Source organism: Leisingera sp. ANG1, assembly GCF_000203975.2.
GTDB lineage: Bacteria > Pseudomonadota > Alphaproteobacteria > Rhodobacterales > Rhodobacteraceae > Leisingera.
This window is the reverse complement of sequence record NZ_AFCF02000001.1, coordinates 825,439-838,027: the sequence shown is the minus strand read 5'-3', so window position 1 is coordinate 838,027 and position 12,589 is coordinate 825,439. Positions and strand designations below refer to the sequence as shown.

11 protein-coding genes are annotated in these 12,589 nt (G+C 63.9%); 5 read left to right on the top strand and 6 right to left on the bottom strand.

What is annotated here, in order from left to right; all coding sequences use genetic code 11:
- Positions 1-39 precede the first annotated feature (39 nt).
- Entirely contained in the window at positions 40-672 is a 633-nt protein-coding gene (upp, locus tag GC1_RS04120; RefSeq protein ID WP_019295783.1) for a uracil phosphoribosyltransferase, read from the top strand.
- A gap of 164 nt (positions 673-836) precedes the next feature.
- Complete coding sequence (locus GC1_RS04115; protein WP_019295784.1) at positions 837-2,201, top strand: SPOR domain-containing protein; 1,365 nt, start codon at positions 837-839, stop codon at positions 2,199-2,201.
- Between the two features lie 82 nt (positions 2,202-2,283).
- On the opposite strand, the gene GC1_RS04110 is transcribed toward GC1_RS04115, so the two are convergent.
- The 3 genes from GC1_RS04110 to GC1_RS04100 form a co-directional block, all read right to left on the bottom strand.
- A complete protein-coding gene (locus GC1_RS04110) occupies positions 2,284-3,096 on the bottom strand; it encodes a class I SAM-dependent methyltransferase (protein ID WP_019295785.1) in 813 nt (270 codons plus the stop codon).
- A 102-nt stretch (positions 3,097-3,198) separates the two neighbouring features.
- Positions 3,199-4,209 carry a hypothetical protein gene (locus GC1_RS04105; RefSeq protein ID WP_019295786.1) on the bottom strand — a complete coding sequence of 337 codons (1,011 nt, stop codon included), beginning with the start codon at positions 4,207-4,209 and terminating at the stop codon, positions 3,199-3,201.
- A 105-nt stretch (positions 4,210-4,314) separates the two neighbouring features.
- Positions 4,315-5,943 (bottom strand): AMP-binding protein, encoded by a 1,629-nt coding sequence (locus tag GC1_RS04100; protein ID WP_019295787.1) that lies wholly within the window; start codon positions 5,941-5,943, stop codon positions 4,315-4,317.
- Positions 5,944-6,019: 76 nt separating this feature from the next.
- On the opposite strand from GC1_RS04100, the gene GC1_RS04095 reads away from it, so the two are divergent.
- The 3 genes from GC1_RS04095 to GC1_RS04085 all read left to right on the top strand — a co-directional run bounded on the left by GC1_RS04095 (position 6,020) and on the right by GC1_RS04085 (position 8,609).
- Positions 6,020-6,943, top strand: a complete 924-nt coding sequence (locus GC1_RS04095; protein WP_019295788.1) for a DMT family transporter — start codon at positions 6,020-6,022, stop codon at positions 6,941-6,943.
- Positions 6,944-7,089: 146 nt separating this feature from the next.
- Positions 7,090-7,755, top strand: coding sequence for a sulfotransferase family 2 domain-containing protein (locus GC1_RS04090; protein WP_019295789.1), 666 nt, complete (start codon positions 7,090-7,092; stop codon positions 7,753-7,755).
- 179 nt (positions 7,756-7,934) lie between these two features.
- Positions 7,935-8,609 carry a Hint domain-containing protein gene (locus GC1_RS04085; protein WP_019295790.1) on the top strand — a complete coding sequence of 225 codons (675 nt, stop codon included), beginning with the start codon at positions 7,935-7,937 and terminating at the stop codon, positions 8,607-8,609.
- A gap of 85 nt (positions 8,610-8,694) precedes the next feature.
- Here the strand turns inward: GC1_RS04085 and GC1_RS04080 are convergent, their stop codons facing one another.
- The 3 genes from GC1_RS04080 to GC1_RS04070 are packed head-to-tail and all read right to left on the bottom strand — an operon-like array spanning position 8,695 to position 12,589.
- Complete coding sequence (locus GC1_RS04080) at positions 8,695-10,896, bottom strand: 3-hydroxyacyl-CoA dehydrogenase NAD-binding domain-containing protein (protein ID WP_019295791.1); 2,202 nt, start codon at positions 10,894-10,896, stop codon at positions 8,695-8,697.
- A complete protein-coding gene (locus GC1_RS04075) occupies positions 10,893-11,378 on the bottom strand; it encodes a cupin domain-containing protein (protein ID WP_019295792.1) in 486 nt (161 codons plus the stop codon). The genes GC1_RS04080 and GC1_RS04075 overlap by 4 nt, the downstream gene beginning before the upstream one ends.
- Entirely contained in the window at positions 11,378-12,589 is a 1,212-nt protein-coding gene (locus tag GC1_RS04070; protein ID WP_019295793.1) for an acetyl-CoA C-acetyltransferase, read from the bottom strand. Before GC1_RS04070 ends, GC1_RS04075 begins: the two co-directional genes overlap by 1 nt.

Genomic DNA, 12,589 nt, shown 5'->3' with positions numbered 1-12,589 from the left:
CCCGTAAAAGCGCGGAAAGCCAAACACTAGGAGTGCCCCATGACCGACCACCTGACCGTTGTTGATCACCCGCTTGTGCAGCACAAGCTGACCCTGATGCGGGACAAGGGCACGTCAACGGCCGGCTTCCGCCGCCTGCTGCGCGAGATTACCCAGCTGCTGGCCTATGAGATCACCCGCGAGATGCCGCTGACCACCACCAGCATCGAAACCCCGATGGAGGAGATGGAGGCGCCGATCCTGGCGGGCAAGAAGCTGGCGCTGGTGTCGATCCTGCGCGCTGGCAACGGCATGCTGGACGGCGTGCTGGAGCTGATCCCCTCGGCACGTGTCGGTTTTGTCGGCCTCTACAGGGATGAGGAAACCCTGGAGCCGGTGCAGTATTACTTCAAGGCGCCCGAGGGCCTGAAGGACCGGCTGGTGATTGCCGTGGACCCGATGCTCGCAACCGGCAACAGCTCCGCCGCCGCCATTGACCTGCTGAAGGAAGCCGGCGCAAACAACATCCGCTTCCTCTGCCTGCTGGCCTCGCCCGAAGGCGTCGAGCGGATGAAAGAGGCGCACCCGGATGTGCCGATCGTCACCGCCTCGCTGGACCGGGAGCTGAACAAGAAGGGCTATATCCTGCCCGGCCTTGGCGATGCCGGCGACCGGATGTTCGGCACCAAGTGATCCGCCGGTGCCGGGGCGGAGCAAATCCGCCTTGGCAGCCACGCGGTGTGAATTAGTTGCAATTCGCGCAAAAATTGCCGGAGTGCGGCCTTATTGTTGCCGCAGAATCTTTACTCACAGGCCAGTTTCGGGCATCCTGCAGCCATATTTTGTGGGGCTCAGGAATGAAAATAACTAGAATTATTGCACTGGCCATCATCGCGGGGGCTGCTGGCGCCGCAGGGATACAGGCACAAACCCTGCGTGAAACCCGTCCGCCCGCTGAGTATCCGCCCGCATCTTACAAGGGCAAGCAGTATGTCGACAGCCGCGGCTGTATCTACATCCGTGCAGGCATCGACGGCAATGTCAGCTGGGTTCCGCGGGTTTCCCGCTCCCGCAAGCAGTTATGCGGCTATGCGCCCACTAAGGTCGCCGGCGCAACCCGGCAGCAGCAGCGGAGCGCAGCGCCTGAGCTGATCACCCTCGAGCCCAGCCAGCAGCCTGCGCAAACCGCCGCGGCTAAGCCGGCCCCGGCTCCGGCCAAACCTGCCGCTGTGCAGCCCAAGCCGGCAGCCTCAAGCACGCCGCCGCAGTCTGTCACCACCGCCAAGCCGCGCCGAACCCCGCAAACGACCAGTGTCCGGCCGGCCGCAGTTGCCACGGCGCCTGCAGCGCCCAAGCCCGCGGCCAAGAAGGTCGTGCGCGTCGCGCCCAAGCCAGCACCCGCTCCGGTTCCGGCGGCGAAGCCTGCAGGCAATACCTCCTGCGCGGGCCTTTCCGATATCAGCCGCCAATACGCGGGTTCTTCGGGCGTGCGCTGCGGCCCTCAGGATGCTGCGCCAGTGACCTATGGCAGTCAGGAAATCGGGCCGCAGAGTTCAGTGCGGCTCACCCCGAATACCCGCGTGGTGCAGACCCACATCTACCAGGACCGCCGTCTCAGCAACAGTTTCACGGTGCCGGAGGGCTACCGCCCGGTCTGGACCGACGGGCGGCTGAATCCGCAGCGGGCGGAACGCACCGTGCGGCCCGCAGTGGTGACCAGTTTTGCCCAGGCCCCTGCAGGATATGAGACAGTGGCACGCGAAGACGGGCGGATGAACCCGATGCGCGGCGTGCGCACCCCGGAAGGCGATGCGCAGATGGCGCAGATCTGGACCGGCGGCGTGCCCCGCAAGCTGGTTCAGCTGCCGCTGGACCGGCCCGCAGTCAAACTGCCGCGCGGTGCGCGGCTCAGCCCGGCAGAGGCACAGCCCAAAGGCTTGCGCCTGTCGACCCGCTCGGCTCCAGGCGCTGCGGCACCGGATCAGCTTGCACCGGCCAGCCGCTATGTCCGTGCAGCGACCTATGCCGAACCTGCACAGGCCAAGGCAGCCGCCCGCAAACTGGCGTCCGCCGGCCTGACAGTGCGTCTTGGTACCGTCAGCCGCAAGGGGCAGCCTTACAAGGTGGTTCTGGCGGGCCCCTACCAGGGTGAAGCACAGGCAGCCGCAGCACTGGCCAAGGTGCAGCGCGCCGGTTTCAGCGGCGCCCGGCTTAGCAAGTAAGACTTCGAACCCTAAATTTCACAGGCCGGGCGTCTGCCCGGCCTTTTCGGCACCAGGACAGATGCGGCCCGGCACTCAATGGCTAGTGCCGGCGGCAGGTAAAGACCACGGCCTCCAGCGGCATCCTCAAAGGCGGCGGTCCGAAACGGCCGCGAAGGGCGTCCAGAATGGCGCTGGCAACCTCGTCCGGGTCGACACCACCCCTGGACCGGATTTCATCAATCATCGGGTTGCCGTAAACCAGCGCCTCGGCGAATTTCTCCGGGTCGTCAATGGTCTTGTCCTGCCGGACCGTTTCATGGCGGATGCCGGACCAGTCGTCATCATTCAGATCGCCTTTCACGGCTTCGGGATCGCCATAGTGGAACGGCACCTTGTAAAATCCCGGCGGATCCGCAGGAAAGAACTCCGCCGCGGCCAAGTCGGCGATTTCCGCAAACGGGTTCTTTGCCATCGGTGCCCAGACATTGAAGACATAGTGCCCGCCAGGTTTCAGCACCCGTGCGGCTTCCCGGAAAGCTGCCGCCTTGTCCGGGAAGAACATCACCCCGAACTGGCAGGCAATCAAATCAAAGCTGCCATCCTCAAAGGGCAGCGCCATCGCGTCGGCGGGCTGGAAGGTGACATTGGTTGTATCGGACAGTTTTGCCATTGCCAGCTGCAGCATCGGCTCGTTCAGATCGGTAACCGTCAGCGTGCAGTCCGGCGCAAGCCTGCGCCGCAGCCGCTGCGAGACAATACCGGTGCCCGCTGCCAGTTCCAGAACCTTCTGCGGCGCCAGGCTTCGGCATCGGGCGGCCAGATCATCTGCATAGTTGTAGAAAATCACCGGCCCCAGGCCGCTGTCGTAGTGACTGGGAATATCCCCGGTGAAACTGGCTGAGTTGTCCGGCATGGCTCACGTCCCCCCTGATCGTGCGTTTGCGCAGGTTTGACGATCCTAGCAGATCCGGCGCATTTTCGCGATTGGCAGGGGACAGGGGAGTAGAAAGCTGGATCAGCCGCAGATGTTCTGCAGCTGCACCCAGTCGCGGTCGTTCAGCACCGGCTCCAGCTCGCGGCCGGCCATGGGGTCGGCTTCGATCAGCCCCAGCACCGTCTCGCCGGTGATGTCCAGCGCATAGGCATAGGGGGAGGAGGGCAGGGCAGCGCGGGCAAACTCCGCCAGCAGCACCTCGTCGGGCAGCTGCGGGCGGGGGCTGGACAGGGTGGCTTCGGAATAGGCATCCAGCGCGGCGCGGTCCAGCTCGCCGGTGGTCAGCAGCTTGAAGGTGGAGACGAAGCCGCCGGCCTCCAGCAGCTCCTGCATCGGGTCGCTGGCCTCTGCCCGGGCGCGTTCTGCCAGGATGGCTCCGGCGGCAACCGCCGGATCCTCGAAATCCTCGACGAACGAGCGGTTCAAAAGAACGATGCCGCCGGGCAGATGCAGGCTGCCGGGAATGCCGGAGCGCAGAATCGCCAGCTGCCGCACGCCGGTGCGCTGCGCCAGGTTCTTCAGGATCGGTGCCGCCTCCGGGGTGGCGCAGGCCGGGCCGGAGACCCGCTCGATCCGCCCCAAGAGCGCCTGTCCGATGGCCTTGCGTTTGATATCAGGCACGACGCTGACCGCATGGCGGGTCACGGCACCCGGCAGCCACAGTACCAGCAGCGCCAGCACCAGTGCCAGTGTGCCCAGGATACTGACCGCCCGCAGCCGCCCCGGCCGTGCACGCGACCGCCCAATCGCATTCTGCACCCGGGCAATGGCCTCCAGCATCGCGGTTTCGTCTTCCGCTAGCTCCAGCGTTTCGCCGGGGTCGCCGTCGGGGTGGAACAGGGCCGGGAACTCACCGGGATTGGCACGTTCCACTGCGGCCAGCGACCAATGCGCCAGCGGCTGGTCGTTCATGCTGGCAATGGTCAGCGTTGCATCGCCCAGCGAGATGATCACATCCCGCCGCTGGGCCTCAGGATCAGCGCGCCACAGGCCCGCAGCCTCCAGCCGCTCAAATTCCTTCAATGCCGTCATGCAGCTTGCCCGGTCCCCATCCGTCTCGTTGCCGCCAGAATAAGCACATAAAACAGGGGCGGCAATTTGCTTTGCCGCCCCTTAGTGCCGTTTCGCTGTGAAAAATCACAGGGACTTGGCGATTTTTCTCAGCTCGAACTTCTGGATCTTGCCGGTGGAGGTCTTGGGCAGCTCCTGGAACACCACTTTCTTGGGCGCCTTAAAGCCTGCGAGCGTCTCGCGAGTGAAGGCGATCAGCGCCGCGGCGTCTTCCTTGGCACCGGCTTTCAGCTCGACAAAGGCGCAGGGCACTTCGCCCCATTTCTCATCCGGCATTGCGGCAACGGCGGCCAGCAGCACATCCGGGTGCGCCATCAGCACCCCCTCCACCTCGACAGAGGAGATGTTCTCGCCGCCGGAAATGATGATGTCCTTGGCCCGGTCAGCGATCTGGATGTAGCCGTCGGGGTGCTGGACGGCGAGGTCGCCGGAGTTGAAGTAACCGTTCTTGAAGGCCTCCGCCGTGGCTTCGGGGTTCTTCAGATACCCTTTCATCACCACATTGCCGCGCAGGGCAATCTCGCCTTGGGCCTGGCCGTCCATCGGCAGCACGTTGTGCTCGCTGTCGCGCACCACCACCGGCTCCAGCATCGGCATCGCGACGCCCTGGCGCGATTTCTTGGCGGCGATGCCCGCCTTGTCCAGCGCGTCCCAATCCTGTGCCTTCCAATAGCATTCGGTGACATGGCCGAAGGTCTCGGTCAGCCCGTAGACATGGGTGATGTTGAAGCCGAGGTTTTCGATCTTCGACAAGGTCGCAGGGGCGGGCGGGGCGCCGGCGGTGAAGACCTCGACCGTATGGTCAAAGGTGCGGCGCTCCTCATCCAGCGCGTTGACGATCATGTTCAGTACGATCGGGGCGCCGCCGAAATGGGTGACGCCTTCGTAGTGGATGGCGTTGTAGATGTTCTGCGCTGTGATATCGCGGCAGCAGACCAGGGTGCCGCCAACCAGCGGCATCATCCAGGTGTGGTTCCAGCCGTTGCAATGGAACAGCGGCACGATGGTCAGATAAACCGGGTGCAGCACCATCCGCCAGGACACCACCGTGCCCATGGTCATCAGATAGGCGCCGCGATGGTGATAGACCACGCCCTTGGGGCGTCCGGTGGTGCCGGAAGTATAGTTCAGCGCCAGGCTTTCCCACTCATCCTCGGGCATGATCCACTGGAAGTCCGGGTCGCCGCTGGCCAGCAGCGCTTCATACTCCATGTGACGACCGGTGGCGTGCCAGCTCGCCTGATCGTCGGCCACCTCGATCAGGACCGGGGCGGGGCCTTCCATCTCTTCGACGGCGGCCTCTGCCAGCTCAATGAACTGCGGATCAACCAGCACCGCCTTTGCCTCGCCATGGGCAAAGATATAGGCAACAGTGCCCACGTCCAGCCGGGTGTTGATGGTGTTCAGCACCGCGCCGCAGGCAGGCACGCCGAAATGCGCCTCTGCCTGTGCGGGGATATTCGGCAGCAGAGTCGCCACCACATCGCCGGGCTTCACCCCCAGCTTGACCAGGCCGGAGGCCAGACGGGTGCAGCGCTCATGATATTCCGCATAACTCTTGCGGTGCTTGCCATAGCTGACCGCCAAACGGTCCGGAAACACCTGCGCCGCCCGCTGCAGATGGCTGAGCGGCGACAGCGGCACATAATTCGCGGCGGTCTTCTCCAGACCGGTTTCATCCGCCATCCACCCCATCAGTTTCCTCCCCTGAATCACTTTGGTGTCGCTTAGAGGACAGATATTGCGGAAAGTTGCGGGCAATGGGAAGGGTATGAAACAAACAGCCGCACTCTCCGCCCCGGGCACCAGCCAGACCGCAGCCGCACAGGCCATGCTGGCGGCAATGCTGATTATCGGCATCACCGACAACGCAGTGCCGCTGATGGCGGAGACCATCGGGCTCGGCCAGTTCTACCTGTTGCGCACATTTGTCGCACTGCCGTTCCTGTGGCTGATGGCGCGCGCCGGACTGGGCGGGCTGCGCTGCCGCAACTTCGGCGCTGTACTGCTGCGTGCGGTGCTGGTGGCGGTGTCGATGGTTTTCTACTTCTCCGCCGTGGCGCTGATGCCGATTGCCCAGGCGCTGGCCGGGCTGTTCACCTCGCCGATCCTGATCGTGGTGATTTCCGTCCTGTTCCTGAAGATGCGGATCGGCTGGATCCGTGTCGGCGCGGTGCTCGGCGGTTTTGCGGGTGTCATGATGGTGCTGCAGCCTGACCCCGCGGCCTTTAGCTGGCTGATCCTGGTGCCAGTGGCGGGCGGACTATTTTATGCGCTCGGCTCATTGGCAACCGGGCTTTACTGCCAGGGCGAAAGCACGGTGGCGATGCTGTTCGTCTACTTGCTGGTGCAGGGTGTGCTGGGGGCGATGCTGCTGGCGGGGCTGGAGATCTGGCCGCAGGACGTGCCCGCGGGAGCGGACGGTTTTGTCACCCGCGGCTGGGTCTGGCCGCTGTGGGAGATCCCGCACCTGATCCTGCTGCAGGGCTGCGCAGCAGTGGGTGGCGTGTTCCTGATCACCAAGGCCTACCAGCTGGGTGAGGCCTCTTATGTCGCTGTGTTCGAATACTCGGTGATGATCGTCGGGCCGGGGGTTGCCTGGGCCTATTGGGGGCAGGCGCTGAACCTCTGGCAAATGCTGGGGATCGGTCTGATCATCACGGCCGGCACCACCATCGCGCTGCGTTCGAAGTGAAGGGAAGGGGCGCTGCCCCTCTTGGCCCCACCGGGGCCAATTCACCCCCGGAGTATTTGCGCAAAGGTGAATGGGTCTGCGAGGCGCTTCACAGCAGGCGTAAATCCATCGTTTCCTTACCCAGATCAATATCCTAGGGTCAGGGCATGATCCTGTCCCAAGGCCGCCGGTACGTTTTCATCCATATCCCCAAGACCGGCGGCACCGCATTGGCGCTGGCGCTGGAGGCGCGTGCCATGGCCGATGACATGATGCTGGGGGATACGCCCAAAGCCCTGAAGCGCCGCCGCCGCCTGAAGGATGCTAAGGCACGCGGGCGGCTGTGGAAGCACTCCACCCTGGCCGACATCGAAGGGCTGGTGCCGCAGGACACCCTGCGCGGTCTCTTTGCCTTCACCCTGGTGCGCAACCCCTGGGACCGGGCGGTCAGCTATTACCACTGGCTGCGCGAACAGAGCTTCGATCATCCGGCCATCGGCTTGGCGAAGGCGCAAGAGTTCCGCGCCTTTGTGCAGCACCCGGAGATCATTGCGGCTTTCCGCGGCAGCCCGGCGTCCTCTTACATGCGCCATGCCGACGGGAGTGAGCAGTGCCAGCTCTTTATCCGTCTGGAGCATTTCGCGTCTGATGCCCAGCCGCTGTTTGACCACCTCGGGTTTTCCCTTGAATTGCCCGTGGTCAATGAAAGTGGCCGCCAGCGCGATTGGCGCAGCTATTACGACGATGCCGCGGCTGGGGCCGTGGCCGAAGCCTGCGCGCGGGATATCGCGCAATTTGAATACTCTTTTAACGATTCTCTCCTATCCAGATAGCGTGAAGCGCGCTGAATGCGCCTGGCCGGAGCCTAATCCGGCAAAGGTTTGGCAGATCGGCGCAGAAACGTGAACAATGCCCGGTTTTGCCTTAGTTCCGTCCCATAAGCGGCAAGGATCAAAGAAACTTATCGGGCTGGCTGTTGGGGGTTCTCCGCAGCCTGAGGAAAGGAAAGCGGATGCTGGACTGGCTTCTGAAACGCACGAGCACCCCGGCGGGCGGGGTCATGAACAGCGGCTTTCCCCTGGTCTCAATTGGCCAGGGCGGTTTCCTGGCAGGCACCCATGTGGCGTCCAACCTGGGTTGGCGCCCGGTGGAGGCGCTGACGCCCGGTGACAAGGTGCTGACCTTCGATCACGGCATGCAAACCGTGGTGGAGTTGCAGCGCGAGGTCATGATCCCGGCAGAGGGTGATCTGGAACCTGCCCGCTGCCCGCTGTTTGTGCCGCGCGATGCGCTGATGAACCGGGTGCCGATGTGGCTGATGCCGGACCAGGGCGTGCTGCTGGAAAGCGAGTTGGTGGAGGACAGCCAGGGCGATCCTTTTGCCATCGTTCCGGCCTGCACGCTGGAGGGCTACCGCGGTATCCGCCGCATGCACCCCGGCGCCCAGCTGGAACTGGTGATGCCGCGATTTGCCGAGGATCAGGTGATCTATCTGGAAGCCGGGATGCTGGGCTACTCGGCGGCACCGGCGAACCTGATGTGCGGCCGGGTGTTCTCCGAACAAGGCGCCTACCGCGTGCTGAACCCGGATGAGGCCCGCGGCCTGGTTCTGTCGATGATGGCTGAGGAAGAATACTGGCCCGCAGGCGCCGCTGCCGGCGCTTTGCAGCCTGAGGTCAGAATGTAAGATCAGTTTCGGCATTCAACTTGCTGATAAGGCATAAAAAAGGCCAGCGCATGGGCGCTGGCCTTTCCTCGTTTTATGTTTGCCTTCAGGCCGCCGCAGAAGTTTCCGGCGCAAAGCGGGTGTAGAAGCTCTGGCCCTTCTCCGCCATCTCCCGCAGCAGTTCCGGGCAGGCGAAACGCTCGCCGAACTGCTCCGTCAGGCTGTCGCAACGCTCCGCCGCATAGGGCGTGCCCAGGATGTCCAGCCAGCTGAGCGGGCCGCCGGACCACGGCGCAAAGCCCCAGGCCAGGATGGCGCCGACGTCGCCCTCGCGGATATCCATCAGCACGCCTTCCTCCAGCGCCCGTACCGCCTCAAGAACCTGTGCGAACATCAGACGTTCCTGCACCTCGATCAGGTCGGGCTGTTCGGATGCCAGCGGGTACTTCTCCTGCAGGCCGGTCCAGTATCCGGCGCGCTTGCCCTTGTCGTCATACTCGAAGAAGCCCGCGTTCGACTTACGGCCCAGACGGCCCAGTTCTTCCATCCAGAAGATCAGGTCATCGGCCGGGCTTTCCGGGTAGGCATCACCCATCGCCGCCTTGGTGGCGCGGGCAATCTTGGCGCCCAGATCAATCGAGGTCTCATCGGTCAACTGCACCGGACCCACCGGGAAGCCCAGCTGGCGCGCAGCGTTGTCGATCAGCACCGGGCTGACGCCCTCGGTGATCATCCGCAGGCCCTCGTTGATATAGGGCAGGATGCAGCGGTTGGCGTAGAAGAAGCGCGCGTCGTTGACCACAATCGGCGTTTTGCGGATCTGGCGCACATAATCCAGCGCCTTGGCCACCGCGCGGTCGCCGGTTTCTTTGCCCTTGATGATCTCCACCAGGAACATCTTCTCAACCGGCGAGAAGAAGTGGATGCCGATGAACTGGTCCTGCCGGCTCGATGCTTTGGCCAGCTCGGTGATCGGCAGGGTGGAGGTGTTGGAGGCAAAGATGCAGTCTTCGGGAATGATCGCCTCGACCTTTTGGGTCATCTCGGCCTTGACGCCCGGATCCTCGAACACTGCCTCGATGATCAGGTCACAGCCCTTCAGTGCGTCCAGATCCGGGGTGGCGGTGATCTGCGCCAGCAGCGCTTCTTTCTTCTCCTCGGTCGCCTTGCCGCGCTTGATGCCCTTGTCCATGTAGGCGGCGGAATAGGCCTTGCCCTTATCGGCGGCCTCCTGGTCACGGTCGATCAGCACAACCTCCATGCCGGCCTGAGCCGACACCAGCGCGATGCCCGCACCCATCATGCCCGCACCCAGCACGCCGATTTTCTTGACCGACTGGTCCGGCACGTCCTTGGGCCGCACGGCGCCTTTTTCCAGCGCCTGCTTGTTCAGGAACAGGCTGCGGATCATGGCCGAGGACGACGGGTTCATCAGCACGTTGGTGAACCAGCGCGCCTCGATCTTCAGTGCGGTGTCGAAATCGACCAGCGCGCCCTCATAGATCGACGACAGCAGTGCCTTGGCCGCCGGGAAGGCGCCTTGGGTCTTGCCATGCACCATCGCCGAGGCACCGACAAAGGTCATGAAGCCCGCCGGATGATACGGCGCGCCGCCCGGCATCTTGTAGCCCTTGGCGTCCCACGGCTTTACCAGGTCTGCGTCCTTGGCGTTCAGCACCCACTCCTTGGCCGCCGCCAGCGCATCGTCGGAAACCGCGTCGATCAGCTGGGCGCCCTTGGCTTTCTTCGGGTCCATCATCTTGCCTTCCAGCAGGACCGGAGCGGCGGCCATTGCGCCCACCATGCGGGAATACCGGGTGGTGCCGCCGCCGCCGGGGAAGATGCCGATCATGATCTCCGGCAGGCCGATCTTGGCCTTGGGATTGGAGGTCATCACCCGGTGATGGCAGGCCAGCGCAATCTCGGTGCCGATGCCGGCGCAGGTGCCGTTGATGGCACAGGCCACCGGCTTGCCGCCCTTCTTGGTCTTGGGATCCATGCCCGCTAACTCCAGCTTGCGCAGGATGCGGTGGCCGCCCATGGTGAAGTCAAAGAGGCCTTGGGCCGGGTTCTCCCCCGACTCCTCACGGATGGTCGCCAGAACATTGAGGTCCATGCCGCCGGCAAAGTCTTTCTTGCCGCTGGTGATCACGATGCCCTTGACGGCGTCGTCCTCCAGCGCCCGGTCCACGTATTCCTCCACCAGGCCAAAGGCCTCGCGGGTGAGGACGTTCATGGACTTTCCTTCGGCATCCCAGGTGATGATTGCGACGCCGTCTGCGTCCACGTCGTATTTGAAATCGCTCATGTGTCTTCTCCGGTCTGGTCAGCCGTCAGCGGGCTGCCGTCCTTGCGGGTAAAGGTGAACTCGCCGCTTGCGAATTTCACCATCATGTCCAAATCGCTGTAATAGCCGGTCTCGGTTGCGGTGCGGGTGCCGACCACCAGAAAGGCGGCAGGCTTGTCCGAACGGTTCACCAGATGGTGGCCGTTCTCGTCCCCTGCCGGGAATGCTGCGCAGTCGCCGGGCATCATCTCATGCGCGCCCTGATCGTCGATCAGTGTGCAGGTGCCCTCTGTCACCATCACGAACTCGTCCTGCTCCATATGGTAATGGCGCAGGGAGGAGGCCGCGCCAGGCTCCAGCCGTACGATGTTGACACCGAACTGGCTGAGCCCGCCGGGATCGCCCAGCGGCTGCACGCTGCGGCCCGCACAGGCCTCGGCCAGCTTGCCGGGGTAGCCCGATCCGGTCCGCCAGGGCAGTTGGGATAGGTCCAGCTTCGGCATCAGACGCGCTCGATGATGGTTGCGGCGCCCATACCCGACGCAATGCACAGGGTGGCAAGGCCGCATTCCTTGTCCTGCCGCTCCAGCTCATCCAGCAGGGTGCCGATGATGATCGCGCCGGTGGCGCCCAGCGGATGGCCCATGGCGATGGAGCCGCCATTAACGTTCACCAGCTCCGGGTCGACGTCAAACGCCTGCTGGAAGCGCATCACAACAGAGGCGAAGGCCTCGTTCACCTCGAACAGGTCCAGGTCGCTGATTTTCATGCCGTTGTCGGCGAGGATCTTCTCGGTCACAGGTACCGGGCCGGTCAGCATGATGGTCGGATCGGTGCCGATCTTGGCGGTGGCCTTGATCCGGGCGCGCGGTTTCAGACCGTGCTTTTCACCAAACTCCTTGTTGCCGATCAGAAGCGCCGCAGCGCCATCCACGATGCCAGAGGAGTTGCCCGCGTGGTGGATGTGGTTGATCCGTTCCAGATGCGGGTATTTCAGCATTGCGACTTTATCAAAGCCCGGCATCTGCTCGCCCATCATCTGGAACGCCGGGTTCAGCGACCCCAGCGCCTGCATGTCTGTTCCGGGGCGCATGTATTCGTCATGGGCGAGGATCGGCAGGCCGTTCTGGTCGGTGACAGTAATCACCGACTTCTCGAACCGCTTCTCTTCCCAGGCCTTGGCGGCCCGGCGCTGGGATTCCATCGCCAGCGCATCGGCCTGATCCCGGGTAAAGCCGTATTCAGTTGCGATAATGTCGGCCGAGATGCCCTGCGGCACGAAATAAGTCTCCATCGCGAGGCTCGGGTCCACCGCAATCGCCGCGCCGTCGGAGCCCATGGCCACCCGGCCCATCATCTCCACGCCGCCCGCGATATAGGCATCGCCTGCACCACCCTTCACCTGGTTCGCCGCCAGATTCACCGCCTCCATGCCGGAAGCGCAGAAGCGGTTGATCGCCAGGCCCGGGATACGCTCATCCAGGTCCGAGGCCAGTACGGCAGAGCGCGCCAGGCAGCCGCCCTGTTCCATCACCTGGGTCACGTTGCCCCAGATCACATCCTCGACCGCATGGCCTTCCAGATTGTTGCGCTCCTTGATTGCGTTCAGCGTGAGCGCCGAGAGGCGGACCGAGGTCACCTCATGCAGGGAGCCGTCCTTGCGTCCCTTGCCGCGCGGGGTGCGCAGCGCGTCATAGATATATGCGTCTGTCAT

What these genes read in the sequence shown, in the direction of transcription:
- GC1_RS04075 (WP_019295792.1), bottom strand. Translation starts at nt 11,378, where the DNA reads ATGCCGAAGCTGGACCTATCCCAACTGCCCTGGCGGACCGGATCGGGC.
- GC1_RS04110 (WP_019295785.1), bottom strand. Translation starts at nt 3,096, where the DNA reads ATGCCGGACAACTCAGCCAGTTTCACCGGGGATATTCCCAGTCACTAC.
- GC1_RS04115 (WP_019295784.1), top strand. Translation starts at nt 837, where the DNA reads ATGAAAATAACTAGAATTATTGCACTGGCCATCATCGCGGGGGCTGCT.
- GC1_RS04100 (WP_019295787.1), bottom strand. Translation starts at nt 5,943, where the DNA reads ATGGGGTGGATGGCGGATGAAACCGGTCTGGAGAAGACCGCCGCGAAT.
- GC1_RS04105 (WP_019295786.1), bottom strand. Translation starts at nt 4,209, where the DNA reads ATGACGGCATTGAAGGAATTTGAGCGGCTGGAGGCTGCGGGCCTGTGG.
- GC1_RS04085 (WP_019295790.1), top strand. Translation starts at nt 7,935, where the DNA reads ATGCTGGACTGGCTTCTGAAACGCACGAGCACCCCGGCGGGCGGGGTC.
- GC1_RS04090 (WP_019295789.1), top strand. Translation starts at nt 7,090, where the DNA reads ATGATCCTGTCCCAAGGCCGCCGGTACGTTTTCATCCATATCCCCAAG.
- GC1_RS04070 (WP_019295793.1), bottom strand. Translation starts at nt 12,589, where the DNA reads ATGACAGACGCATATATCTATGACGCGCTGCGCACCCCGCGCGGCAAG.
- GC1_RS04095 (WP_019295788.1), top strand. Translation starts at nt 6,020, where the DNA reads ATGAAACAAACAGCCGCACTCTCCGCCCCGGGCACCAGCCAGACCGCA.
- upp (WP_019295783.1), top strand. Translation starts at nt 40, where the DNA reads ATGACCGACCACCTGACCGTTGTTGATCACCCGCTTGTGCAGCACAAG.
- GC1_RS04080 (WP_019295791.1), bottom strand. Translation starts at nt 10,896, where the DNA reads ATGAGCGATTTCAAATACGACGTGGACGCAGACGGCGTCGCAATCATC.